General features: G+C 69.4%; 21 protein-coding genes, 1 tRNA gene and 2 pseudogenes. 15 read left to right on the forward strand and 9 right to left on the reverse strand.

What is annotated here, in order from left to right; genetic code table 11:
- Positions 1-255: 255 nt before the first annotated feature.
- From J7E94_RS15935 to J7E94_RS15950, 4 genes and pseudogenes are all read left to right on the forward strand, one after another.
- Positions 256-795, forward strand: coding sequence for a winged helix-turn-helix domain-containing protein (locus tag J7E94_RS15935; RefSeq protein WP_215016032.1), 540 nt, complete (start codon positions 256-258; stop codon positions 793-795).
- Positions 792-1,097 carry a hypothetical protein gene (locus J7E94_RS15940; protein ID WP_251056722.1) on the forward strand — a complete coding sequence of 102 codons (306 nt, stop codon included), beginning with the start codon at positions 792-794 and terminating at the stop codon, positions 1,095-1,097. Before J7E94_RS15935 ends, J7E94_RS15940 begins: the two co-directional genes overlap by 4 nt.
- A 186-nt stretch (positions 1,098-1,283) precedes the next feature.
- Positions 1,284-2,372 (forward strand): IS110 family transposase, encoded by a 1,089-nt coding sequence (locus J7E94_RS15945; RefSeq protein WP_308345116.1) that lies wholly within the window; start codon positions 1,284-1,286, stop codon positions 2,370-2,372.
- An 8-nt stretch (positions 2,373-2,380) separates the two neighbouring features.
- Positions 2,381-2,647 (forward strand): annotated as a pseudogene (locus tag J7E94_RS15950) (transposase); the annotation flags it as partial.
- 390 nt (positions 2,648-3,037) lie between these two features.
- Here J7E94_RS15950 and J7E94_RS15955 read toward each other — a convergent pair.
- Positions 3,038-3,108 (reverse strand) — tRNA-Gly (locus tag J7E94_RS15955).
- Between the two features lie 179 nt (positions 3,109-3,287).
- Here J7E94_RS15955 and J7E94_RS35705 point away from each other — a divergent pair.
- The 3 genes from J7E94_RS35705 (at position 3,288) to J7E94_RS15965 (ending at position 4,650) form a co-directional block, all read left to right on the forward strand.
- A complete protein-coding gene (locus tag J7E94_RS35705) occupies positions 3,288-3,500 on the forward strand; it encodes a hypothetical protein (protein WP_308345117.1) in 213 nt (70 codons plus the stop codon).
- A gap of 65 nt (positions 3,501-3,565) precedes the next feature.
- Positions 3,566-4,153 (forward strand): dCTP deaminase, encoded by a 588-nt coding sequence (gene dcd / locus J7E94_RS15960; protein WP_215016036.1) that lies wholly within the window; start codon positions 3,566-3,568, stop codon positions 4,151-4,153.
- Positions 4,150-4,650 (forward strand): phosphoribosyltransferase, encoded by a 501-nt coding sequence (locus J7E94_RS15965; protein WP_215016038.1) that lies wholly within the window; start codon positions 4,150-4,152, stop codon positions 4,648-4,650. The genes dcd and J7E94_RS15965 overlap by 4 nt, the downstream gene beginning before the upstream one ends.
- An 89-nt stretch (positions 4,651-4,739) precedes the next feature.
- Here the strand turns inward: J7E94_RS15965 and J7E94_RS15970 are convergent, their stop codons facing one another.
- From J7E94_RS15970 to J7E94_RS15980, 3 genes are all read right to left on the reverse strand, one after another.
- Positions 4,740-5,666, reverse strand: a complete 927-nt coding sequence (locus J7E94_RS15970) for a Yip1 family protein (RefSeq protein WP_215016039.1) — start codon at positions 5,664-5,666, stop codon at positions 4,740-4,742.
- A gap of 235 nt (positions 5,667-5,901) precedes the next feature.
- Positions 5,902-8,481, reverse strand: coding sequence for a (Fe-S)-binding protein (locus J7E94_RS15975; RefSeq protein WP_251056723.1), 2,580 nt, complete (start codon positions 8,479-8,481; stop codon positions 5,902-5,904).
- 110 nt (positions 8,482-8,591) lie between these two features.
- Positions 8,592-9,128, reverse strand: a complete 537-nt coding sequence (locus J7E94_RS15980; protein ID WP_251056724.1) for a sugar transferase — start codon at positions 9,126-9,128, stop codon at positions 8,592-8,594.
- Positions 9,129-9,387: 259 nt separating this feature from the next.
- On the opposite strand from J7E94_RS15980, the gene dnaK reads away from it, so the two are divergent.
- The 4 genes from dnaK to J7E94_RS16000 are packed head-to-tail and all read left to right on the forward strand — an operon-like array spanning position 9,388 to position 13,596.
- A complete protein-coding gene (gene dnaK, locus J7E94_RS15985) occupies positions 9,388-11,238 on the forward strand; it encodes a molecular chaperone DnaK (protein WP_215016041.1) in 1,851 nt (616 codons plus the stop codon).
- Positions 11,238-11,906 carry a nucleotide exchange factor GrpE gene (gene grpE, locus J7E94_RS15990; protein WP_215016042.1) on the forward strand — a complete coding sequence of 223 codons (669 nt, stop codon included), beginning with the start codon at positions 11,238-11,240 and terminating at the stop codon, positions 11,904-11,906. Before dnaK ends, grpE begins: the two co-directional genes overlap by 1 nt.
- Before the next feature lie 36 nt (positions 11,907-11,942).
- Positions 11,943-13,124, forward strand: a complete 1,182-nt coding sequence (gene dnaJ, locus J7E94_RS15995; protein ID WP_215016043.1) for a molecular chaperone DnaJ — start codon at positions 11,943-11,945, stop codon at positions 13,122-13,124.
- Between the two features lies 1 nt (position 13,125).
- Positions 13,126-13,596, forward strand: coding sequence for a heat shock protein transcriptional repressor HspR (locus tag J7E94_RS16000; protein ID WP_215016044.1), 471 nt, complete (start codon positions 13,126-13,128; stop codon positions 13,594-13,596).
- A 74-nt stretch (positions 13,597-13,670) separates the two neighbouring features.
- Here the strand turns inward: J7E94_RS16000 and J7E94_RS16005 are convergent, their stop codons facing one another.
- Together J7E94_RS16005 and J7E94_RS16010 are read right to left on the reverse strand one after the other, a co-directional pair.
- Positions 13,671-15,206: a PKD domain-containing protein gene (locus J7E94_RS16005; RefSeq protein ID WP_215016045.1), complete on the reverse strand. Its 1,536-nt coding sequence runs from the start codon at positions 15,204-15,206 to the stop codon at positions 13,671-13,673.
- Between the two features lie 105 nt (positions 15,207-15,311).
- Entirely contained in the window at positions 15,312-16,325 is a 1,014-nt protein-coding gene (locus J7E94_RS16010) for a helix-turn-helix transcriptional regulator (protein WP_215016046.1), read from the reverse strand.
- A gap of 383 nt (positions 16,326-16,708) precedes the next feature.
- Between J7E94_RS16010 and J7E94_RS16015 the strand changes: the two genes are divergently transcribed.
- The gene (locus J7E94_RS16015) at positions 16,709-17,023 is read left to right on the forward strand and encodes a (2Fe-2S)-binding protein (protein WP_073917230.1); all 315 of its coding nucleotides are present in this window, start codon (positions 16,709-16,711) and stop codon (positions 17,021-17,023) included.
- 146 nt (positions 17,024-17,169) lie between these two features.
- On the opposite strand, the gene J7E94_RS16020 is transcribed toward J7E94_RS16015, so the two are convergent.
- Positions 17,170-17,583, reverse strand: coding sequence for a pyridoxamine 5'-phosphate oxidase family protein (locus J7E94_RS16020; RefSeq protein WP_215016047.1), 414 nt, complete (start codon positions 17,581-17,583; stop codon positions 17,170-17,172).
- Positions 17,584-17,700: 117 nt separating this feature from the next.
- Here J7E94_RS16020 and clpB point away from each other — a divergent pair, with 117 nt between their 5' ends.
- Positions 17,701-20,286, forward strand: a complete 2,586-nt coding sequence (clpB, locus tag J7E94_RS16025) for an ATP-dependent chaperone ClpB (RefSeq protein WP_215016048.1) — start codon at positions 17,701-17,703, stop codon at positions 20,284-20,286.
- A 133-nt stretch (positions 20,287-20,419) separates the two neighbouring features.
- Positions 20,420-20,971: a YbjN domain-containing protein gene (locus J7E94_RS16030; protein ID WP_215016050.1), complete on the forward strand. Its 552-nt coding sequence runs from the start codon at positions 20,420-20,422 to the stop codon at positions 20,969-20,971.
- Between the two features lie 5 nt (positions 20,972-20,976).
- Here the strand turns inward: J7E94_RS16030 and J7E94_RS16035 are convergent, their stop codons facing one another.
- Positions 20,977-22,167 carry a hypothetical protein gene (locus J7E94_RS16035; protein WP_251056725.1) on the reverse strand — a complete coding sequence of 397 codons (1,191 nt, stop codon included), beginning with the start codon at positions 22,165-22,167 and terminating at the stop codon, positions 20,977-20,979.
- 128 nt (positions 22,168-22,295) lie between these two features.
- A pseudogene (locus J7E94_RS16040) lies at positions 22,296-22,730 on the reverse strand (aminotransferase class I/II-fold pyridoxal phosphate-dependent enzyme); the annotation flags it as partial.
- A 255-nt stretch (positions 22,731-22,985) separates the two neighbouring features.
- Here J7E94_RS16040 and J7E94_RS16045 point away from each other — a divergent pair.
- Positions 22,986-23,528, forward strand: a complete 543-nt coding sequence (locus J7E94_RS16045; RefSeq protein WP_215016051.1) for a Uma2 family endonuclease — start codon at positions 22,986-22,988, stop codon at positions 23,526-23,528.
- Positions 23,529-23,711 lie beyond the last annotated feature (183 nt).

Here is a 23,711-nt window from a genome sequence, read left to right on the forward strand (position 1 = left end):
GCAGGAGCGCGAGCCGCATTGCGTGGGGCCGGCGTAGGCGTGCGACGCCTCGAAGCCGGGGTTGTCCCTGTATCGCGGAGGCCAGGCCGAGCTCGGTGACCAGGAATGGGAGACGAGGGCGTCGACGAAGAGGTCGACCCACCGCGAGAGGGCGGCGTGCGGTGTCCTTCGCGCGCAGCTTCCGAGGGCAATACCTGAGCATTTTGACGTTGTGTCGGGGCTGACAGTTCTTGATCGTCGCGGTATGCCGGTTGTATGAGGTATCCGCAAGGTGGGGGTCTGACGTCGGAGCGTCAGGGTTTCCGGGAAGGTATCCGCCTGGAAGCAGCTGGGCTCTTCGCTAAAGGCATGTCCAGTGCCGTGATCGCGAAGCGATTACGGGTCAGTGAGCGATCGGTGCAGCGCTGGCGCAAGGCCTGGCGGGACGGCGGCCGAAGAGCCCTCCGCTCCAAAGGGCCGATGTGCCGGCCGAGAATCAGCGCCAGACAGTTCAAGGTGCTTGAAGCCGAGCTCGACAAGGGGCCCGCCGCTCACGGCTGGCCGGACCAGACGTGGACCCTGGCCAGGATCCAGACCATCATCGGACGCCGCCTCCACAAGGTGCTGAGCATCGCGGCTGTCTACCAGACCATGCGCCGAGGCGGCTGGAGTCGGCAGGTCCCGGCCAGAAGAGCTCTGGAACGCGACGATGCCGCGGTGGCCGGCTGGGTGAAAGACGTGTGGCCGCACGTGGAAGCACCGCGGCGGCGCTCGGAGCCTGGATCGTCTTCGAAGACGAAGCCGGTTTCTCGATGACGCCGCCTTCCCGCGCCACATGGGCCCGCCGTGCCCGCACACCCACCGTCCGGATGCGCGGCTGGACCCGCTGCCGCGTCACCCTTGCCGGAATGTGCTGCTACAAACCCGGCCAACGCTCCCGGCTGATCTACAAACTCCACGTCCACAACCGGCGTCCGGCCAAGGGTGAACGCCGCAGCTACGACTGGAGAGACTTCCGCTGGATGCTGGTCTACGCCCACGGCAGGCTCGGTGCTCCGATCGTCCTCGTCTGGGACAACTGTGAGACTGGTGTCGCGCCGTTCGGGGGTGGGGTCTGACCCGTGGGACAACTGGCCTTGGCTGCCCTGTTCAGGATCTGTCGGCTTCCGACACCGGGCGGTGCTCGCTGCCGCCGGACCCGCGGGCGTGTCCCGATAGGGGCCTTGCCACACAAGGCACCGTCACAGTTCTGACCGCCCACCGTTCCGACGTCGGCCACAGCCCCACGTCGACCGAGGAGCCACGTGACCGTCACCAGCATGCCCCACCCGAACCTACTCGCACAGCCCGATGCGCCCTTGCCAGAGGACGTGCTCCTGGGGGTGGACACCCACAAGGACGTGCACGTCGCCGCCGTGATCACCGTGCTCGGAGTGTCCCTGGCCCACCAGGAGTTCCCGACCACCGCCGTCGGATACCGCCAGCTTCTGGCCTGGGCCCGCTCCTTCGGCACCCTTCACCGGGCCGGGGTGGAGTGCACCGGATCGTATGGGGCCGCCCTGACACGCTTCCTGATCCGCGAGAACATCCAGGTCGTCGAGGTGAACCAACCCGACCGCGCCATGCGACGCAAGCGAGGCAAGACCGACGCCGTCGACGCGGAAGCAGCTGCCCGCTCTTTGTTATCCGGACGCGCTGACGCCATACCCAAGAGCGGCGACGGGCCGGCCGCCGACATGCGCGTGCTCCGGCTGGCCAAGGAACCAGCGATCAAGGCCCGAACTCAGGCGAAGAACCAGCTCAAGGCCGTCCTGCTCGGAGTCGACCCCGCACTCCGCGAAATCTTGTCCGGCCTCACGAACACTGTCCTCGTCTCTCAGTGCGCCGACCTTACCGACACCGGCGACGCGGCCGTCTTCACCCTGCGACTGCTGGCCCGGCGTATTCAGCAGCTGACGACCGAGGCGAAAGAGCTCACCCGCCGGATCGCCAAGGCCGTCCGCCACTGCTACCCGCAGCTCCTGGACATCACCGGCGTCGGCCCCGACAGCGCCGCTGCCCTGCTCATCGCCGCAGGCGACAACCCCGAGCGGCTGTCCAGCGAGGCATCGTTCGCCGCGCTATGCGGTGTGAGCCCCGTCGAACAGTCCTCCGGCAAGACACAACGCCGCAGACTGAACCGCGGTGGAAACAGACAAGCCAACGCGGCCCTCTACCGCGTCGTCATAACCCGACTCCGCCGTGATGACCGCACACGCCTCTACCTCGAACGACGCACAAAACAAGGCATGTCGAAACGAGAAATCATCCGTTGTCTCAAACGCTACGTCGCACGTGAGATCTACCGCCAAATCCAACCGACGCCACCTACCGCCCCGTCCTCAACGGCTTGACGCAACATAGGGGCATCCTCAACACCCACCGCACCAAAGGCATGCGCGAGTTCATCGAGGCCACGGACTGGCTCACCGTCTACCACCTGCCCGCCTACCCACCCGACCTCAACCCCGTCGAAGGCATCTGGTCAGCCCTCAGACGCACCGCACACGCCAACACCGCCTTCACCACCCCCGAACACCTCGTCCAAACCCTCCGCACCGGCCTCAGAAAGATCCAATACCGAAGCGAAGCCATCGATGGCTGCCTCACCGTCACCGGACTCACATGACGACACCACGCCAAAAACCTCAGTAAGTCACAGATCGATCACTGGTTGTGACCATCGGCTGAATCGGAGGTCCGCCTCGGGTGTCGGACGAGGCGCACCTCGCGGGCTGCCTGGGAGGTGACGTCGTCCGTGTCCGCCGCGTGAACCGGCGGGCCTGGGTGCGCGGTTGGCCGCTCGGTTCTGGGGAGGTGTGCACGCGCGGCCCAGAGTGTATGAAGTGTCTCTCCTGATGCCGGGCGGTGCTGGACTCGGGTGGTGCGAGTGGCGCGAAAGGCAGAAGGCCGCTGACCACGCCGCCCAGGGGACAAGTGGTGCGCAAGTGGTGCGGAGCCCTGAGTAGGTCTAGACGATAAAGAAGGCCCAGGTCGGTGACCTGGGCCTTCTTTCAAGAGCGGATGACGGGAATCGAACCCGCGCTATAAGCTTGGGAAGCTCATGTTCTACCATTAAACTACATCCGCACGGCGGTCCAGCTGCTGGAGCCGTATCGTTACTCACTCTACCTCATGATCGACCCTCGGTGAATTTGCCGCGGGGTCGTTGTTGTGTGGTGCGTGCACCGGGGCGTGTGGGCGCGGGAGTTGGGGCGTACCGTGTGGGTGCGGAGCGGCGGCTGGAGTGGGTCCCGCTTCATCCCCTAATGTGGCGATTCATCGCAGTATCGCTCGTTGGGGAAAGGGACTCGATGGAGCACACCGTCGTCCGTTGTGCCGAAGGGCACGTTTTCAGTACCGCCTCCTTCCCGCTGCAGCATCTCGGTGCCGGCCGGATCGGGCCGGGGCGGCTGCTGCGGTGTCCGCGGTGCGCGCGGCTGAGGCAGGCCGTGCCCGTGGGGCCGGCGGTCAAGCGATAGCGGACGGGCGCGCGGGCGCCGCTCTCGATTGGGGGTGGCCCGCGCGCTCTGCGTATCCTCGGGGCGTGCTTCTCTCTGACAAAGACCTCCGGGCCGAGATCGACAGCGGACGGGTTCGCATCGACCCGTTCGAGGAGTCGATGGTGCAGCCCTCCAGCATCGACGTGCGTCTCGACCGGTTCTTCCGGGTCTTCGAGAATCACCGCTACGCGCACATCGACCCCGCGGTCGAGCAGGCCGACCTGACCCGGATGGTCGAGCCGGAGGGGGACGAGGCCTTCATCCTCCACCCCGGTGAGTTCGTACTCGCCTCCACCTACGAGGTCGTCTCGCTGCCCGACGACATCGCCTCCAGACTGGAGGGGAAGTCCAGTCTGGGCCGCCTCGGCCTGGTGACGCATTCGACCGCCGGGTTCATCGACCCCGGTTTCTCGGGTCACGTGACCCTGGAGCTGTCGAACCTCGCCACGCTGCCGATCAAGCTCTGGCCGGGTATGAAGATCGGGCAGCTGTGCATGTTCCGGCTCAGCTCGCCCGCGGAGTTCCCCTACGGCAGCGAGCGGTACGGGTCCAGGTACCAGGGGCAGCGCGGACCGACCGCCTCGCGCTCCTTCCAGAACTTCCACCGCACCCAGGTGAGGCACGAGGCATGAGTGACGTAGTGCGCGAGAACCTCGACTACGAGGGGTTCGGGCGGGCTGTGCGGCAGCTCGCTCAGACCATCGCCGACGACGGGTACGAGCCCGACATCATCCTGAGCATCGCCCGGGGCGGGGTCTTCGTCGCGGGCGGGCTGGCGTACGCGCTCGACTGCAAGAACATCCACCTGGTGAACGTGGAGTTCTACACGGGTGTCGGCACCACCCTGGAGATGCCGGTCATGCTGGCGCCCGTGCCTGAGGCGATCGACTTCACCGACAAGAAGGTCCTCATCGCCGACGACGTGGCCGACACCGGGAAGACGCTGAAGCTCGTCCACGACTTCTGCCTCGGTCATGTCGCCGAGGTGCGGTCCGCCGTCATCTACGAGAAGTCCCACTCGCTCGTGAAGTGCGAGTACGTGTGGAAGAAGACCGACGAGTGGATCAACTTCCCGTGGTCCGTCGAGCCGCCCGTCGTGAAGCGTGAGGGCCAGGTACTCGACGCCTGATCGTGCAGAGGGCGGAAGGCCCGCCGCCGCACTCCGTGCGGGGCGGGCCTTCTTTTCGTTCCCTCGTGCGGCCGGTGCCGCAGCCGGGTCTAGATGGTGCCCAGCTTGATGATCGACAACAGCGCGATCAGCTGGATCGCGGAGGCGCCCAGTGCCTTCGGCCACGGAAGGTCGTGGGACTTCGCGATGAGCGAGGTGAAGAGGAAGCCCGCCGCCACCCAGGTGGCCCAGCCGAGCACCTGGACCAGTCCGTGGTCACCGCCCAGGAACACCGCGAAGAGCAGGCGCGGGGCGTCCGTCAGCGACATGACCAGCATCGAGAGGCCCACGGTGGGCTGCCAGGCCCCGTCGCCGCCCAGCTGGCGGGCCAGGGTGTGCGTGACCGCGCCCAGGAGCAGGCCGCAGATCAGGAAGGCCACGCCCGCCGACAGGACGATCGGGACGGCCTTCGAGAGGGTCGCGTTGATCACGTCCTTGCGGGCGTCGTCGAGGCCGAAGACCGCGAGCAGCCCGTAGAGGAAGGTCACGGTCAGCGCCGGCCCCCAGACGGCGTAGTCGCGCATCTGGAGGAAGGTCTGCCCCGGCCGCGTCACGATGCCGCGGAGGAGCTCCTTCCACGGCAGCCGCGGGCCGGTCGGCCCGGCCGCGGCCGGGCCCGCGTGGTAGGTCGCCCCCTGGCTGTACGGGTCCTCGCCGACGGCGAAGACCTGCGTGTGCCCCGGGTTGTCGTTCGTGTAGCCCCCGTGGCCCGCGCCGCCTCCCTGGCCTCCGTGGCCGTACGGGGGCTGCGGCGCCTGTGGGTGCTGCTGACCGTACGGGTCGAAGTACTCGGGCTCACCGTGGCCTCCGGCGCCCGGCTGCGGCCACTGCTGCTGCGGGGGCGGGCCTGCGGGAGGGTAGGGCTGCTGGCCGTACGGCGCCTGCGGCGGTTGCTGCTGACCGTACGGCTGCTGCCGCGGGGGTTGTTGCGGGGTGCGGTTGTTGTCCCGGCCCCGTCCGATCCTGAATCCAGCCACGTGATCGAAAGTACCTGGTCCGGCGGGACGCGGTGGCCGGGCGGCCGGATTCGTGGCCTTTGCGGCTGACCTGTGACATCCCCTAGGGGAACCCTGGGGGGCCGGCCCCACCCCGGGGCGGTGTCCGGGCGGCGACTGCCGGTCACCGTGCGCGACGGGCGGATCGCCCACGGAACGCCGGAACGGCCGGTCCCCCGAGTGGGGGACCGGCCGTTCCGGCGTCGCGTCGTACGGACTACTTGGCGCTCTCGGCCCCGGCCCCGGCCTCGCCGGCCTTGACCTCTGCCTCGGCCTCCGGCTCCGGCTCGGCCTCCGGCTCCGGCTCGGCCTCCGGCTCCGGAGCCGTGTCAGCCGCGGCCTCGGCGGCCGGTTCGGCCTCTGCCTTCGGCTCGGACTCCGGCTCGGCCTGCGCCTCAGGCGCTGCCTCCGCCTTGGCCTCGGCCGCAGCTTCGGCCTTCGCGGCCTCCGCGGCCTCCGCCTTGGCCTTCGCCTCGGCCTCGGCTTCCGCCTTCGCGGCGGCCTCGGCCTCCGCAGCCGCAGCGGCAGCCGCAGCCTCCGCCTCCGCGGTGGCAGCCGCCTCGGCGGCCAGCTCCGCCTCCGTCGGCTCGGGGGCCTTCACCGAGTCCAGCAGCAGCTGGGCCACGTCCACGACCTGCACGGACTCCTTGGCCTGGCCCTCGTTCTTCTTGCCGTTCACCGAGTCGGTCAGCATGACGAGGCAGAACGGGCAGGCGGTCGAGACGATGTCCGGGTTCAGGGACAGGGCCTCGTCGACGCGCTCGTTGTTGATGCGCTTGCCGATCCGCTCCTCCATCCACATCCGCGCGCCACCCGCGCCACAGCAGAAGCCCCGCTCCTTGTGGCGGTGCATCTCCTGCTGGCGCAGCCCCGGCACGGCCGACATGATCTCGCGCGGCGGCGTGTAGACCTTGTTGTGCCGGCCCAGGTAGCACGGGTCGTGGTACGTGATCAGGCCGTCGACCGGCGTCACCGGCGTCAGCCGGCCCTCGTCGATCAGGTGCTGGAGCAGCTGCGTGTGGTGGATGACCTCGTACTCGCCGCCCAGCTGCGGGTACTCGTTCGCGATGGTGTTGAAGCAGTGCGGGCAGGTAGAGACGATCCGCTTCGCCGACTTCGGCTTCTTCGTCGACGGGTCCTCGTCGTCCTCGCCGAAGGCCATGTTCAGCATGGCCACGTTCTCCTGGCCCAGCTGCTGGAACAGCGGCTCGTTGCCCAGGCGGCGCGGCGAGTCACCGGTGCACTTCTCGTCGCCGCCCATGATCGCGAACTTGACGCCCGCGATGTTCAGCAGCTCCGCGAAGGCCTTCGTCGTCTTCTTGGCCCGGTCCTCCAGGGCGCCGGCGCAGCCGACCCAGTAGAGGTAGTCGAACTCCGAGAGGTCCTCCGCGTCCTTGCCGATGATCGGAACCTCGAAGTCCACCTCCTTGGTCCACTCGACGCGCTGCTTCTTCGCCAGGCCCCAGGGGTTGCCCTTCTTCTCCAGGTTCTTGAGCATCGTGCCCGCCTCCGACGGGAACGCGCTCTCGATCATCACCTGGTAGCGGCGCATGTCGACGATGTGGTCGATGTGCTCGATGTCGACCGGGCACTGCTCCACGCACGCACCGCAGGTGGTGCAGGACCACAGCACGTCCGGGTCGATGACGCCGTTCTCCTCGACCGTCCCGATCAGCGGGCGCTCGGCTTCGGCGATCGCGGACGCGGGGACGTCCTTCAGCTGCTCCGCCGTGGCCTTCTCGTTGCCCTCCATGTCCTTGCCGCCGCCCGCGAGCAGGTACGGGGCCTTGGCGTGCGCGTGGTCGCGCAGCGACATGATCAGGAGCTTCGGGGACAGCGGCTTGCCGGTGTTCCAGGCCGGGCACTGCGACTGGCAGCGACCGCACTCCGTGCAGGTGGAGAAGTCGAGGATGCCCTTCCAGGAGAACTGCTCGACCTGGGAGACGCCGAAGACGTCGTCCTCGCCCGGGTCCTCGAAGTCGATCTCCTTGCCGCCGCTGGTCATCGGCTGGAGGGCGCCGAGGGCGGTGGAACCGTCCGCGTTGCGCTTGAACCAGATGTTCGGGAAGCCGAGGAAGCGGTGCCAGGCGACACCCATGTTGGTGTTGAGCGAGACCACGATCATCCAGATCAGCGAGACGCCGATCTTGACCATCGCGGTGAAGTAGATGGCGTTCTGCAGGGCGCCGAGCGAGAGGCCCTTGAAGGCCAGCACCAGCGGGTACGAGGCGAAGTAGGCCGGCTCGTACGACTCGACGTGGTGGATCGCGCCCTCGAGGCCGCGCAGGGTGAGGATCGCGAGGCCGATGGTGAGGATGATGTACTCGACGAAGTACGCCTGCCAGGCCTTCGAGCCCGTGAAGCGCGACTTGCGGCCCGCCCGCGAGGGCAGGCTGAGCAGCCGGATCGCCATCAGGACGACGATGCCGAGGATCGTCATGATCCCGATGAACTCGATGTAGAGCTCGAACGGCAGGAAGCCGCCGACGACCGGCAGCATCCAGTCGGCCTGGAAGAGCTGCCCGTACGCCTGCACGAGGGTCGGCGGGAGCGTCAGGAAGCCGATCGCGACGAACCAGTGCGCGAAGCCGACGATGCCCCAGCGGTTCATACGGCTGTGGCCGAGGAACTCCCGGACAAGGGTCAGGCTGCGGGCCTTCGGGTCGTCCGTGCGGCTGCCGGCCGGCACGGGCTGGCCGATCCGCACGAACCGGTAGATCTGCGCCACGGCTCGGGTGATCAGCGCGACGCCGACCACGGTCAGGACCAGCGACACGATGATCGCGGCGAGTTGCATGGGCGGGCTCCTCGGGCGGCACTTACTAAGCGGTAACTTATGAAGTCAAGGCTTGAGGTTACCCATTCCCGACGCCGCAATGTAGCCGAGCGTGCGGTGATCTGTGTCGCTCAGGCATGCCTGTGCCGGTAGGCCGCCCGCGGGGTCTGGGCCAGGATCGCCAGGTCCATCCCCAGCCAGTGGTTCTCCACATAGTGCCGGTCGAGGAGGGGCATCTCCTCCCAGGGTAGGTCGGAGCGCGCGCTCACCTGCCACAGGCCGGTCATTCCGGGGCGTACGAGGAGCCGGTCGGGGCGGTCCGTACGGGGCTCCGGGCGCGGCCCGACCAGGGACATCTCGCCGCGCAGCACGTTGAGGAGCTGGGGGAGGGCGTCGAGCGCGCAACGCTCCAGCGCGGCCCCGGTGCGTCCCGCCTCGGCCGTGTCGAACCGCCAGGTCCGGAACGGCCGCCCGGCCAGGCCCGCCGCGGGCTCCCGTACGAAGACCCGCCTGCCCCGGGTCGCCCAGAGCAGCCCGGCGACGGCGGCCAGCGGCAGGCCGAGAGCGGCGAGGAGGATCACCGCCCCGGCGAGGTCGAGCACCCGCTTGGCCGAGGGCCGGGCCGGCCGCAGCCCCGGCCGGGCGGTGAGGGGCAGCAGCAGAGACATGCCAGCACCGTGCCGTACGCCTCCCGGCGGGGGCGGGGTGGCGCGCGGCGGGATGCCCCGTTCGGCTGCGGCCCCGCTGCGGGGGGCCCGGGCCGGTCCCCGGCAGCGGCGCCGCAGGTGCGGCCGGTGCGACCACGGCATTGCGCGTAAGGGGGGCCTAAAGGTTGAGCCGCCCCGGCTCAGGTCTGTTGACGCCGGCGCAGCGTTCCGGCATCCTTGAGTCTGTTGCACTCAAGTCAGGTCAGCTGGAGGAATTGAAATGGCACGTGCGGTCGGCATCGACCTGGGCACCACTAACTCCGTCGTCAGCGTTCTGGAAGGCGGCGAGCCCACCGTCATCACCAACGCCGAGGGCGCCAGGACCACGCCGTCCGTCGTCGCCTTCGCCAAGAACGGCGAGGTCCTCGTCGGCGAGGTGGCCAAGCGTCAGGCGGTCACGAACGTGGACCGGACCATCCGCTCCGTCAAGCGCCACATGGGCACTGACTGGAAGATCAACCTGGATGGCAAGGACTTCAACCCGCAGCAGATGAGCGCCTTCATCCTGCAGAAGCTGAAGCGCGACGCCGAGGCGTACCTGGGTGAGAAGGTCACGGACGCGGTCATCACCGTCCCGGCCTACTTCAACGACTCCGAGCGTCAGGCGACGAAGGAGGCCGGCGAGATCGCGGGCCTGAACGTCCTGCGCATTGTCAACGAGCCGACGGCCGCCGCCCTGGCCTACGGCCTCGACAAGGACGACCAGACCATTCTCGTCTTCGACCTCGGTGGCGGCACCTTCGACGTGTCGCTCCTCGAGATCGGCGACGGTGTCGTCGAGGTCAAGGCCACCAACGGCGACAACCACCTCGGTGGCGACGACTGGGACCAGCGCGTCGTCGACTACCTCGTGAAGCAGTTCCAGAACGGCCACGGCGTCGACCTGTCCAAGGACAAGATGGCGCTCCAGCGTCTGCGCGAGGCGGCCGAGAAGGCGAAGATCGAGCTGTCCTCCTCCACGGAGACCTCGATCAACCTGCCCTACATCACGGCCTCCGCCGAGGGCCCGCTGCACCTGGACGAGAAGCTCACGCGCTCGCAGTTCCAGCAGCTGACCGCGGACCTGCTCGACCGCTGCAAGACCCCGTTCCACAACGTCATCAAGGACGCGGGCATCAACCTGTCCGAGATCGACCACGTGGTCCTGGTCGGCGGCTCCACCCGTATGCCGGCCGTCGCCGAGCTCGTCAAGGAGCTCACCGGCGGTCAGGACGCCAACAAGGGCGTCAACCCGGACGAGGTCGTGGCCATCGGCGCCACCCTCCAGGCCGGTGTGCTCAAGGGTGAGGTCAAGGACGTCCTGCTCCTCGACGTGACCCCGCTGTCCCTGGGTATCGAGACCAAGGGCGGCATCATGACCAAGCTCATCGAGCGCAACACCACGATCCCGACCAAGCGGTCGGAGATCTTCACGACGGCCGAGGACAACCAGCCGTCCGTGCAGATCCAGGTCTACCAGGGTGAGCGCGAGATCGCGGCGTACAACAAGAAGCTCGGCATGTTCGAGCTGACCGGCCTGCCGCCGGCCCCGCGTGGCGTCCCGCAGATCGAGGTCTCCTTCGACATCGACGCGAACGGCATCATGCACGTGACCGCGAAGGACCTCGGCACGGGCAAGGAGCAGAAGATGACCGTCACCGGCGGCTCTTCGCTCGGCAAGGACGAGGTCAACCGCATGCGCGAGGAGGCCGAGCAGTACGCGGAGGAGGACCAGCAGCGCCGCGAGGCCGCCGAGTCCCGCAACCAGGGCGAGCAGCTCGTCTACCAGACGGAGAAGTTCGTCAAGGACAACGAGGACAAGGTCCCGGCCGAGGTCAAGACCGAGGTCGAGGCCGCAGTCTCCGAGCTGAAGGAGACCCTCAAGGGCGAGGACACGGCCGCGATCCGCACCGCGACCGAGAAGCTCGCCGCGGTCAGCCAGAAGCTCGGCCAGGCCATCTACGCCGACGCCCAGGCCGCTCAGGGCGCCGCCGGTGCCGCGGGCGCCGAGGGTGCCCAGGGCAAGGCCGACGACGATGTCGTCGACGCCGAGATCGTCGACGACGAGAAGCCGAAGGGTGGCGCTGCCTGATGTCGGAGGAGACCCCGGGGTTCGAGGAGAAGCCCGAAGTCCCCGCCGACGGCACGCCCGACGAGCCGAAGGCCGCCGACTCCTCCACGGAGGGCGAGGCGGCCCCGGCCGGGGACGCGGAAGCAGCTCAAGGCCTTGAGCAGGGGACAGCCCTGCTGGCGCAGCTGGACCAGGCCCGCACCGCGCTCACCGAGCGCACCGCGGACCTGCAGCGGCTCCAGGCGGAGTACCAGAACTACCGCCGCCGGGTGGAGCGGGACCGGATCACCGTCAAGGAGATCGCGGTCGCGTCCCTCCTGACGGAGCTGCTCCCGACTCTGGACGACATCGGCCGGGCGCGGGAGCATGGCGAGCTGGTCGGCGGCTTCAAGTCGGTGGCCGAATCGCTGGAGACGGTCGCCGCCAAGATGGGTCTGCAGCAGTTCGGCAAGGAGGGCGAGCCCTTCGACCCGACGGTCCACGAAGCGCTGATGCACTCGTACGCGCCGGACGTCACCGAGACGACCTGCGTGGCGATCCTTCAGCCGGGGTACCGGATCGGCGAGCGTACGATCCGTCCCGCGCGGGTCGCGGTGGCCGAACCCCAGCCGGGCGCGGCCCCCAAGTCGGAGTCCGCGGACGGCGAGTCATCGTCGGACAAGGACACGGATGCCCCCGAAAAGGGCTGAGTCGACCAGCACGTCACGGGAGGAGGGACACCGGGAATGAGCACGAAGGACTTCGTCGAGAAGGACTACTACAAGGTCCTCGGTGTCCCGAAGGACGCCACCGAGGCCGAGATCAAGAAGGCGTACCGGAAGCTCGCCCGCGAGTTCCACCCGGACGCCAACAAGGGCGACGCCTCCGCCGAGGAGCGCTTCAAGGAGGTCTCCGAGGCGAACGACATCCTCGGCGACCCGAAGAAGCGCAAGGAGTACGACGAGGCGCGCGCCCTGTTCGGCAACGGAGGCTTCCGCCCCGGGCCGGGCGGGGCCGGCGGCTCCTTCAACTTCGACCTCGGCGACCTCTTCGGGGGTCAGCAGCCGGGCGGTGCGGGCGGCGGCTTCGGCGGCGGCCTGGGCGATGTCTTCGGCGGCCTGTTCAACCGCGGCGCCGGCGCCGGTACGGGCACCCGTACCCAGCCGCGCCGCGGCCAGGACATCGAGTCGGAGGTCACCCTCTCCTTCACGGAGGCGGTGGACGGGGCCACGGTCCCGCTCCGGATGTCCTCCCAGGCCCCCTGCAAGGCCTGCTCGGGCACCGGCGACAAGAACGGCACCCCCAGGGTGTGCCCGACCTGCGTCGGCACCGGCCAGGTCTCGCGGGGCAGCGGCGGCGGCTTCTCGCTGACCGACCCCTGCGCGGACTGCAAGGGCCGCGGCCTGATCGCCGAGACCCCCTGTGACGTCTGCAAGGGCAGCGGGCGCGCCCGCAGTTCGCGCACCATGCAGGTACGGATCCCGGCGGGCGTCTCCGACGGCCAGCGGATCCGGCTGCGCGGCAAGGGCGCGCCGGGCGAGCGCGGCGGTCCCGGCGGGGACCTCTACGTCGTCGTGCACGTCGGTCCCCACCCGGTCTTCGGCCGCAAGGGCGACAACCTGACGGTGACCGTCCCGGTGACCTTCGCGGAGGCGGCGCTGGGTGCCGACATCAAGGTCCCGACCCTGAACGGCCCCTCGGTGACGCTGAAGCTGCCGCCGGGCACCCCCAACGGCCGCACCATGCGGGCCCGCGGCAAGGGCGCGGTCCGCAAGGACGGCACCCGCGGAGATCTGCTGGTGACAGTGGAGGTCGCGGTTCCGACCGAGCTGTCGGACAAGGCCCGTGAGGCGCTGGAGATGTACCGCGAGGCGACGGAATCGCAGGACCCGCGTTCCGCGCTGTTCGAGTCCGCGAAGGGAGCATGACATGGACGGCCGCCGACGACAGTCCTCCCGCTTGGGCGGGGGCTACCAGCTCACCGACGAGACCCCGGTCTACGTGATCTCGGTGGCCGCCCAGCTCTCGGGCCTGCACCCGCAGACCTTGCGCCAGTACGACCGGCTCGGCCTGGTCTCCCCGGACCGTACGGCCGGCCGCGGCCGGCGCTACTCGGCCCGTGACATCGAACTGCTCCGCACGGTGCAGGCGCTGTCCCAGGACGAGGGCATCAACCTGGCGGGCATCAAGCGGATCATCGAGCTGGAGAACCAGGTCGCCGCGCTCCAGCAGCGCGTGGCCGAGCTCTCCGCGGCGGTGGACGGCGCGGCGGTCGCCATGCAGCAGCGCGAGGCCCAGGTGCACGCCTCGTACCGGCGCGACCTGGTCAAGTACCAGCCCCCGCAGCCCGGCAACGCCCTGGTCGTCTGGCGCCCGGCCCCCAAGCGCCCGCTGGACTGAGCACAACTGAGCACACAGACGCCAGAAGGCCCCGCCCGGAGTTCCGGGCGGGGCCTCCTTCGGTGTGAGGCGGATCAGTAGGCGTCGTACTGGCCGAACCAGTCGACGACGTAGTGGACTTCCCGGGTGCTCTGGTTCCAGAAGTCGATGACGTCGTACGGGCCCGGCCTCGCCTGGACCAGGTTGGGGACGTCCTGGCCCGCCGTCCAGTTCAGGGTGGACGTGGTGGGCCGGGGCGGCGGCGTCGGCCGCCCGTTGCGGTAGGCGTCCATCGAGTACGGGTCCGGTGCGATGGAGAGATGGCCCGGGCCGCTCGTGCTGGTGACCGTGACGTTGAGGACGTAGGCCTCGATGGGGGGCCGCGAATCAACGGGGTAGGCGCCCACGGTCGTCGGCATGTAGCCGCCGGCCAGGCACGGCCAGCCCGTCCAGCGGCGCGAGTCCAGGAGCCGCCACGGGCTGCTCGGGGTGCCGGGCCTCGTGCTGGTGAAGGCGGCCTTGCTGTCGGGGCTGTAGTAGCCCACGACATCGACGATGACGTCGGTTCCTGCCCAGGAGCCGTTGCGGACGTCGATCCGCCCGTCGGCGCCGATGGGGACGATGACCGAGTTGGCGACCGTCTGGCCCGCCGCGAAGTTGAGGTTCGACGTGGTCGATGCGGCTTGGCCGCCCGGGAAGACGGTCAGGTGGCCGGCGGCCCGCGGGTTCGTGACGGTCACGTTGAGCGCCACGGCGGTCGCTCCGGCCGGAATGCCGCTCCTGCCGCGGATCGGCACGCCGAACGTCCCGGACCCCGGTACCTGCCCCTGCACCGTTCCCAGGCCTTCACGGGTGTCGACGAAACGGACCGGGTTCATGGAGGTGTAGCCGTCGGACGCCTTGCGGTCGAAGTAGCCGGTCACGTCCGCGATCAGGTCCACGCCGTTCCCGCCGTGGTTGTACAGCTCGACGTACCCGTCCTTGCCGACCGGCACGATCACCATGTTCGGCACCGTCTGTCCGGCCGTGTAGTTCAGGTTCGAGGACTCGGGACGGGCCGTGCCCGACGGGTAGGCGGTGACGTGCCCGGGGGCGGTGGTGTTGGTGACCGTCACGTTGAGGACCACTGCGGCGACCCCGGCCGGGACCTTCGCATTGCCCGCCATCTTCACCCGGGTCGTCGAGAAGGCGCCTGCCTTGGCCCGTGCCGCGCCCGTGCCGTCCCGGGTGTCGAGCAGCCGGGTGGGGGCGTGCGGAACGAAGAAGGAGCCCGCCGTGGCGAAGGGGAGCTGCTTGACGACCTGCACGCCGTTGGTGCGGTCCGCCACCGTCACGGTGACGTTGTACTCGCCCGGCCGCGCGTAGGTGTGCAGGTTGTGCCGCAGCACATCGCTGCCGGACGCGGTGGCCTTGGCCGTGGTCCCGTCGCCCCAGTCGATGGTGACGTCGAGCGCGGCGTCCGCACTGGCGATGTTGATGTTCAGGTCGATTCCGCGCGCCGTCGTGATGTCGGCGCTGAGCGCGAGTTCGAGGTTCGGATTGCCGGCGGTGTCCTGCGCGGCCGCCCCCTTGGCCGGCTCCGCGGGCACGCCCGGTTCCGCTGCCTGTGCCGTGCCCGGTACGAGACCCATGCCGGCGGCTATCACCGCGGCTGAAACGATAAGTCGGCGACTACGCACCGGCCCCCCTGTGCTGTTGACCTCTGAACGGGTTCGAAAGCCCGCTCAGAGTACAGATCAAGCAGGATCGGAACCATGGGGTTCCGGGGACGCCGGGGTGGTCGGCCGGCCCAGGATGCCCGAGTGGGCTATCAGGAAGCCGAGTTGGGCGCGGCTGCCGCTGCCGAGGGCGGTGGCGAGCTTGGCGATGTGGGCGCGGCAGGTGCGTACGTTCATGCCGAGGCGGCGGGCGATGGCCTCGTCCACATGCCCCTCGACCAGGAGTTGGGCGATGGAGCGCTGGACGCCCGAGATGCCCGACGGCGTCGGGTCGTACGGGATCTGCTCGTTGAGCGGGGTCGCCCGCCGCCACAGCTGCTCGAAGACGCGGACGAGGTAGCGAACGAGGGCCGGATGGCGCAGTTCCAGGGCGATCTGCTGGTCGTCGCTGGCCGGGATGAAGGCGACCGACTCGTCGCAGATGATGAGCCGTTCGACGAGCTCCTCCAGGGTCCGGATCTCGACCTTTCCGCTGGCCATGCGGTCGACATAGGCCATCGTGCCGCGGCTGTGGCGCACCGTGTGCTGGTAGAGGGTGCGCATGCTGACCCCGCGCCGGATGAGCGGCTGGTCCCGTTCTATCGCCTGGTTGAGAATGTTTTCCGAACGCCCGCCGCCCGGCTGAATGGTCAGCATTTCGGCCTGGCACTCGGCGGTGGCCACATTGAGTGCCGCGTTGATCCTGTTGAATCCCTCCAGCACGGTGATGGCGTGCGTGGGCGCGGGAGTCAGCGCGCTGATGGCCATGAATGGCTCAAACGCTTCGGTGAGCTCAATGGAGGAGCGCCGGCGTTGCAGGATCTCCCGTTCCAGCGGGTGCAGTCGCTGCGCAAGTGCCACCGAAGGCGGAACCGGACGGAGCCAGTTGTCGTCGTCCGGATCAGGGTGCAGCAGCGCGAATTCGAGCAGGCAGGGCGTCTGCTCGACTTCCTCGCGGGCGATTCGGCCCGAGCTGAGGGCGCTTGCGTACAGCTCGGTCCCGAGGTCGCACAGCTCCGTCACCGCATGGGGATGTGTCTGGTTCGTGCGCATAATCGGCAAATCTCCCACCCCCAGGGTCCTGCATGTACAGGAACATGATGCATCGCCACGGTGGCAATGGCGTGGCTCGATAAGTCATCGTCTGAGATGCGGGGGAGAGGAATCCATCAAGTGAGGACAACGTCGACCATGTACAAGAAATTGCTTCGCTCGGTGGCTGTCATTGCTCTCTCTACGGCTGCTGCTGTCGGTGGAATCTCGCTCGCGGGCAGCGGCTGGGCCAGCGCTCCCGCCGACAGCGGTTGGGGTGCCGGTCCGACCGGCAATGACAGCGGATGGGGATCACCCGGCACGGACGACAGCGGCTGGGGCAGCGCGCCGGCGGGCGCGCAGTCTGACAGCGGCTGGGGTGCGGGTGGGAAGTCTTCGAACGCATGACCCCCGACGACCGCGGTTTCCGCCGCGAAATGGCCTCCGCTTACCGCTCGGGATGGCAGTTCATCGACCTGGCCACCGCGATCCCGTATCCCGGGGACTCGCTGATGGTCACCCTGTTCGGCCAACCGATCGTCGTCGTGCGCGAGGAGGACGAGGACGTACGTGCGTACCGGTGCCTGCGCCGCCCCCGTGGCGCGCCGCAGCCCGTCCGCTGCGAGGTGCGCTACGGAATGGTCTTCGTCAATCTTGATCAGCGCGACCACCAGCTCTTCGAACCCGATATCACCACCGCCACCCCCCGCAGTGCCTGAAGCGATTCCCCCGTCGTTGCAGATCGCTCAGGTGCTACCCCCACACAACGGCGCCATCGTGGACCTGACCACGATGGCGCCGTTGTGCTGTCCGCGTCCAGACGCGGACCGGACAAGATGAGGGAACCGGCGGCCGGCTCACACGTTCACGCGCGCCCCATGGCCCGGTCCAGCGTGATCTCCATGACCACCCGGTCGGGATTGGGCGAGGGCGTCCGCCCGTAGCGCTCCGCGTAGCGCGCCACCGCGTCGGCGACCGACGCCTCGTCCGTACGGATCACCGCGCGCCCTTCGAGCGTGGCCCAGCGGCGCCCCTCCATCTGGCAGACCGCGACCCGTGCGCCGCCCGGCTGCGCGGCCTGGGCCGCCAGGATGTTGCGCACCTTCTTGCTGTGCTTGTTGCTGATCACCCGGGCCAGACCCGCCTCCGGGTCGTACGTGACGCCCACCGGCACCACGTGGGGCGTGCCGTCGGGGCGCGGGGTGGTCAGCGTGCAGACGTGCCGCTCCCGCCAGAAGGCGAGGTACTCGGGCGTCGGGTTGAGTACGTCGTGGGGCATGGGCGAAGGGTACGGCCGGAGGGGCGCGGATCCCTGCCTTGAGTGGAATAGACTCAACTTTGCATAGGTTGCATCTGTCATAGTTCTGCCATTGCCTCCGGAGAGGAGAAGCCACCCGTGGATGCCGAGCTGACCAACAAGAGCCGGGACGCGCTGAACGCGGCCACCAGCAGGGCCGTCAAGGACGGCCACGCCGATCTCACCCCCGCGCACCTGCTGCTGGCCCTGCTCGCCGGCGAGGACAACGAGAACATCACCGACCTCCTCGCGGCCACCGAAGCCGACCAGGCCGCCGTGCGCAACGGAGCCGAGCGGCTGCTCGCCGCCCTGCCCAGCGTCACCGGCTCCACGGTCGCGCCCCCGCAGCCCACCCGCGAACTGCTCGCCGTCCTCGCCGAGGCGGACGCCGAAGCCGGCCGGCTCGGCGACGACTACCTCTCCACCGAGCACCTGCTCATCGCCACCGCCGCCAAGGGCGGCGCGGCCGGTGAGGCCCTTTCCACCCAGGGCGCGACCGCGCAGAAGCTGCTGGCCGCCTTCCAGAACGCACGAGGAGGACGGCGGGTGACCAGTCCAGACCCCGAGGGCCAGTACAAGGCCCTGGAGAAGTTCGGCACCGACTTCACGGCGGCCGCCCGCGAGGGCAAGCTCGACCCGGTCATCGGCCGCGACCAGGAGATCCGGCGCGTCGTCCAGGTCCTGTCGCGCCGTACGAAGAACAACCCGGTGCTCATCGGCGAGCCCGGCGTCGGCAAGACGGCCGTCGTCGAGGGCCTGGCCCAGCGCATCGTCAAGGGCGACGTCCCCGAGTCCCTGAAGAACAAGCGGCTGGTCGCACTCGACCTCGGCGCCATGGTCGCCGGGGCCAAGTACCGCGGCGAGTTCGAGGAGCGGCTCAAGACGGTCCTCGCGGAGATCAAGTCCAGCGACGGCCGGATCATCACCTTCATCGACGAGCTGCACACCGTCGTCGGCGCGGGCGCCGGCGGCGACTCCGCCATGGACGCGGGCAACATGCTCAAGCCCATGCTGGCCCGCGGCGAGCTGCGCATGGTCGGCGCGACCACCCTCGACGAGTACCGCGAGCGCATCGAGAAGGACCCGGCGCTGGAGCGGCGCTTCCAGCAGGTGCTGGTCGCCGAGCCCTCCGTCGAGGACACCATCGCGATCCTGCGCGGGCTCAAGGGCCGCTACGAGGCCCACCACAAGGTCGTCATCAACGACAGCGCGCTGGTGGCCGCCGCGACCCTCTCCGACCGGTACATCACCTCCCGCTTCCTCCCCGACAAGGCCATCGACCTCGTCGACGAGGCCGCCTCCCGCCTCCGCATGGAGATCGACTCCTCCCCGCTGGAGATCGACGAGCTCCAGCGCGCGGTCGACCGCCTGCGGATGGAGGAGCTGGCGCTGAAGAACGAGTCCGACCCGGCCTCGCTGGAGCGCCTGGAGAAGATCCGCAAGGACCTCGCGGACCGGGAGGAGGACCTGCGGGGCCTGACCGCCCGCTGGGAGAAGGAGAAGCAGTCCCTCAACCGGGTCGGCGAGCTCAAGGAGCGCCTGGACGACCTGCGCGGGCAGGCCGAGCGCGCCCAGCGCGACGGGGACTTCGACGCCGCCTCCAAGCTGCTCTACGGGGAGATCCCGGCCCTGGAGCACGAGCTGGCGGAGGCCACCGAGGCCGAGGCCGAGGTCTCCAAAGACACGATGGTCAAGGACGAGGTCGGCCCGGACGACATCGCGGACGTCGTCGGGGCCTGGACCGGCATCCCGGCGGGCCGGCTCCTCGAAGGCGAGACCCAGAAGCTGCTGCGCATGGAGGACGAGCTGGGCCGCCGTCTGATCGGCCAGGGCGAGGCCGTACGGGCCGTCTCGGACGCCGTACGCCGCACCCGCGCCGGCATCGCCGACCCGGACCGCCCGACCGGCTCGTTCCTCTTCCTGGGCCCGACGGGCGTGGGCAAGACCGAGCTGGCCAAGGCCCTCGCCGACTTCCTCTTCGACGACGAGCGGGCCATGGTCCGCATCGACATGTCGGAGTACGGCGAGAAGCACAGCGTGGCCCGCCTCGTCGGCGCCCCGCCCGGCTACGTCGGCTACGAGGAGGGCGGCCAGCTGACCGAGGCCGTCCGCCGCCGCCCGTACAGCGTGGTGCTCCTGGACGAGGTCGAGAAGGCCCACCCCGAGGTCTTCGACATCCTGCTCCAGGTGCTGGACGACGGCCGCCTCACGGACGGCCAGGGCCGCACCGTGGACTTCCGCAACACCATCCTGGTCCTGACCTCGAACCTGGGCTCCCAGTTCCTTGTGGACCCGGTGACCCCGGCGGAGCGGAAGAAGGAGCAGGTCCTGGAACTGGTGCGGACGAGCTTCAAGCCGGAGTTCCTCAACCGCCTGGACGACCTGGTGGTCTTCTCCGCGCTGACCGGCGACGAGCTCGCGCACATCGCCCGGCTCCAGATCGACCGCCTCGCCCGGCGGCTGGCGGACCGGCGCCTGACCCTGGAGGTCACGCCCGGGGCCCTGGCCTGGCTGGCGAACAAGGGCAACGACCCCGCGTACGGCGCGCGCCCGCTGCGCCGGCTGATCCAGACGGCCATCGGCGACCGCCTGGCGAAGGAGATCCTGTCGGGCGAGGTCCGGGAAGGCGACACCGTACGCGTCGACGTGGCGGGGGAAGACCTGCTGGTCGGCAAGGCGCTCTGACACGGAGCGGTCCCCGCGGCCGTGGCATCCGCGGCCGCGGGGTTGCGCCGGGAGCGGATCGCACGTGCGGGGCTGGACACGGGGTGGGCGGGATGGGGGAGGATGAGGTTATCCGCACGAAGGGAAGTACACGGTGAGCATCGACCCGGCCTCGATTCCGAACTTCGGAGGGCAGCAGCCCGATCCGCAGGCCACAGGACCGGCGGGCCCCGTCGTCCCTGACCAGGATCTGGTCAAGCAGCTGCTGGAGCAGATGGAGCTCAAGTACGTCGTCGATGACGAGGGTGACCTCGCGGCGCCGTGGGAGGAGTTCCGTACGTACTTCATGTTCCGCGGCGAGAACGAGCAGCAGGTCTTCTCGGTGCGGACCTTCTACGACCGTCCGCACAAGATCGACGAGAAGCCGCAGCTGCTCGAGTCCATCGACGACTGGAACCGCCGCACCCTCTGGCCGAAGGTGTACAGCCACACCCATGACGACGGCTCGGTCCGTCTGATCGGTGAAGCGCAGATGCTGATCGGCACCGGCGTCAACCTGGAGCACTTCGTGTCCTCCACGGTGAGCTGGGTGCGCGCCTCCATCGAGTTCGACAAGTGGCTCGTCGAGCAGTTCGGCCTGGAGAAGGACGTCGACTCCGCCGACGGCGACGACGACGGCGAGACGAACGGCAACGGCAACCAGTAACCCAGTCAGAGCGGTACGCGCGCCACGAGCATCAGATACAGCCCGTAGCCGTAACTGAGCCCGGCCAGCCCCGCGGTCACCAGGACCGCGGTGCGCGGCCGGGCTCGTGCCATGACGGCGGCCACCGGCAGCAGCAGCGGGAAGGCGGGGAGCAGGAACCGCGGCTTCGACTCGAAGAAGCCGGCCCCGCCGAAGGCGATCACCAGCAGTACCGCCGTGTAGGCGAGCAGCGGCAGCGGTGTCCGGTCCAGGAGCAGCAGCAGGGCGAGCAGCCCCGCCGCGGCCAGCAGGACCACGGTCACGGTGGTGGCGAGCGGCACGTGCCCGCCGGTCAGCACCCGCTCCGCCGAGCGCAGCGCCCCGACGCCGAAGTCGAAGCGGGAGCCCCAGCGCCGCTGCACGGTGAAGTACCCGCCCAGGGGATCGCGCACGCGGACCCCGACGGCCAGGACGTACGCCGCCCAGCCCGCCGGGGCCAGCAGCCCGGCCGCCCACACCTCGGGCGCGCGGGACCTGCGGACGAGGATCGTGTACAGGGCCATGGCGCAGACGGCGGCCGCGACCGCGAGCCCGGTGGGCCGGGTCAGCCCCGCGAGTACGGCGAGGCCGGCCGCGACCGTCCAGCGGCCCCGCAGCAGGGCGTAGAGGGCCCAGGCGGCGAGCGCGGCCAGCAGCGGTTCGGTGTAGGCCAGGGACAGCACCACGGAGTGCGGCAGCGCCGCCCACAGCCCCACGAGGAGCAGCCCGGCGCGCGGCCCTATGACCCGCTCCCCGACCCGGTAGACGCCGAGGGCCGCCACGGCGGCGCTGACCCAGGCGATCAGGATTCCGGCGGGCACGAGCCCGCCGGGCAGCACGGCGGCGACCCCCCGCATCAGGGCCGGGAAGAGCGGGAAGAAGGCGTAGTCGCTCTGGATGTACCCGGTGCCGGTCGCGGCGTCGGGCCACATCTGGGTCCGGCCGTAGCCGTTCGCGGCGATCCCGAGGTACCAGACGGAGTCCCAGGAGCTGCCGAGCACCCGCACGGGGTCCTTGCCGGCCCACAGGGACCCGAGGGCGAGCACCAGCACCCCGAGCCCGCGGACGGCGGCGAAGACGCCGAGTGCGAGGACCGTCGTCGGCGCGGCCGACCGTACGGCCTTGACCGCGCGGATCTCCAAGGGCGACGCGGTCACCGTCGCTCTGCCCGTTGCCATGTATCCCGACTTTCCAGCTCTTGTGACGACGCTCACCCGTGGGTGAGGGCTCCGGGCATGTGCACGGCCGCCAGCTTCACACCGCCCTCAGTCACCCCGCAACCACACCCCGGAACCGGCGCCGGCGGCTAAAGCCGCCGCAGCCGGGAGGCCGCCTCCTGGAGGACTTCGGTCCGCTTGCAGAAGGCCCAGCGGACCTGGGTGGCTCCGGCGGACGCGTCGTCGTAGAAGACCTGGTTCGGGATGGCGACCACGCCGCAGCGCTCGGGCAGGGCGCGGCAGAAGGCCAGGCCGTCCTTCTCGCCGAGCGGGGTGATGTCCGTGGTGATGAAGTACGTGCCCTGGGGGCGGTAGACCTCGAAGCCGGCTGCCGCGAGGCCGTCGGCGAGGATGTCCCGCTTGGCGGCCAGGTCCGCGCGGAAGGCGTCGTAGTAGGTGTCGGGGAGGGCGAGCGCCTCGGCGATGGCGTACTGGAAGGGGCCCGAGGAGACGTAGGTCAGGAACTGCTTCGCCGAGCGGACCGCCGCCACCAGCTCCGGGGGCGCGGTGACCCAGCCGACCTCTCGTTCATACACCTATTCGCGTGTCGTGCCGCAAGCACACCCGGGGGGACGTCCGGCGACGCCGGTGAGCCGGCTGCGGCTCGTGCCCCACGACGTACACCCGAGGACACCTGCGCTTCCCTCGCGCTCTCCCGCTGGACGGCGGAGCCGGGCCGGCCGCAGAACCTGTCCCGACCGTTCTCACAGCCGTACCGCCAGGCTCGATGGCAGGGCGCTGTCCGCCGTATCCTGACCACACACGGAAAGGAGCCGTCCATGAGCGTCGACGCGATCGTGCACACCGAGTTCCCCAAGGGGTACACGGTCCTGTTCGGGGCCGACGGAAAGGTGATCATGACCCCGCAGAGCGAAGAGCACTCCAGCACCATCAGATCGATGCAGATCGACTCCGCTCTCGCCCTCGGTCGTCACGCGAAGGTCACCTCCGACGTCTACATCGACTTTCCCGCCGACGAGAACTCCGCCCCCGATCTGGCGATCCTTCGCGAGGACGCCCGCCGGGAGGGCAAGCGCTACAGCTTCGAAGACGTCCTGCTGATCTCCGAGGTCGTCTCGATCTCCTCCGCACGCAAGGACTACGACGACTGCACCGCGAAGTACGGCCGCTACGGCATCCCGATCTACCTGGTGGTGGACCCCTACGCCCAGGAAGTCGTCCTCCACACCCAGCCGACCGACACCGGTTACATCGCGGCGCACACCCACAAGTACGGCACGGGCAAGCTCCCCATCCCCCTGGCCGACGGCCGCACTTTCACCCTCGACCTCGACGAACTCCCGCGCCCGGAGCCCGAGTAGTCGAACGCCCGCTGACGAAGGACTCCCGGTGTGGCCGTGCCCCCGGCACCGCCGTCATCGGGAGCGGTCGTTCCTGGTCGCCGCGTACCGCCCTTGAGCAGGTGAGCTCGTCCTCGACCGATTCGACGGCCGTGGTTGGGCGGTAGCGTGCCACCGTAAGGACTGCTGCGGACAGGTTGGACG

The organism is Streptomyces sp. ISL-94, assembly GCF_018614075.1.
Lineage (GTDB): Bacteria > Actinomycetota > Actinomycetes > Streptomycetales > Streptomycetaceae > Streptomyces.

Excerpts from the sequence above, each read along its gene's own strand:
- J7E94_RS15935 (WP_215016032.1), top strand. The coding sequence starts at position 256 with ATGAGGTATCCGCAAGGTGGGGGTCTGACGTCGGAGCGTCAGGGTTTC.
- J7E94_RS15940 (WP_251056722.1), top strand. The coding sequence starts at position 792 with ATGACGCCGCCTTCCCGCGCCACATGGGCCCGCCGTGCCCGCACACCC.
- J7E94_RS35705 (WP_308345117.1), top strand. The coding sequence starts at position 3,288 with ATGTGGCGATTCATCGCAGTATCGCTCGTTGGGGAAAGGGACTCGATG.
- J7E94_RS15965 (WP_215016038.1), top strand. The coding sequence starts at position 4,150 with ATGAGTGACGTAGTGCGCGAGAACCTCGACTACGAGGGGTTCGGGCGG.
- J7E94_RS15975 (WP_251056723.1), bottom strand. The coding sequence starts at position 8,481 with ATGCAACTCGCCGCGATCATCGTGTCGCTGGTCCTGACCGTGGTCGGC.
- J7E94_RS15980 (WP_251056724.1), bottom strand. The coding sequence starts at position 9,128 with ATGTCTCTGCTGCTGCCCCTCACCGCCCGGCCGGGGCTGCGGCCGGCC.
- dnaK (WP_215016041.1), top strand. The coding sequence starts at position 9,388 with ATGGCACGTGCGGTCGGCATCGACCTGGGCACCACTAACTCCGTCGTC.
- grpE (WP_215016042.1), top strand. The coding sequence starts at position 11,238 with ATGTCGGAGGAGACCCCGGGGTTCGAGGAGAAGCCCGAAGTCCCCGCC.
- dnaJ (WP_215016043.1), top strand. The coding sequence starts at position 11,943 with ATGAGCACGAAGGACTTCGTCGAGAAGGACTACTACAAGGTCCTCGGT.
- J7E94_RS16000 (WP_215016044.1), top strand. The coding sequence starts at position 13,126 with ATGGACGGCCGCCGACGACAGTCCTCCCGCTTGGGCGGGGGCTACCAG.
- J7E94_RS16005 (WP_215016045.1), bottom strand. The coding sequence starts at position 15,206 with ATGGGTCTCGTACCGGGCACGGCACAGGCAGCGGAACCGGGCGTGCCC.
- J7E94_RS16010 (WP_215016046.1), bottom strand. The coding sequence starts at position 16,325 with ATGCGCACGAACCAGACACATCCCCATGCGGTGACGGAGCTGTGCGAC.
- J7E94_RS16015 (WP_073917230.1), top strand. The coding sequence starts at position 16,709 with ATGACCCCCGACGACCGCGGTTTCCGCCGCGAAATGGCCTCCGCTTAC.
- J7E94_RS16020 (WP_215016047.1), bottom strand. The coding sequence starts at position 17,583 with ATGCCCCACGACGTACTCAACCCGACGCCCGAGTACCTCGCCTTCTGG.
- J7E94_RS16035 (WP_251056725.1), bottom strand. The coding sequence starts at position 22,167 with ATGGCAACGGGCAGAGCGACGGTGACCGCGTCGCCCTTGGAGATCCGC.
- J7E94_RS16045 (WP_215016051.1), top strand. The coding sequence starts at position 22,986 with ATGAGCGTCGACGCGATCGTGCACACCGAGTTCCCCAAGGGGTACACG.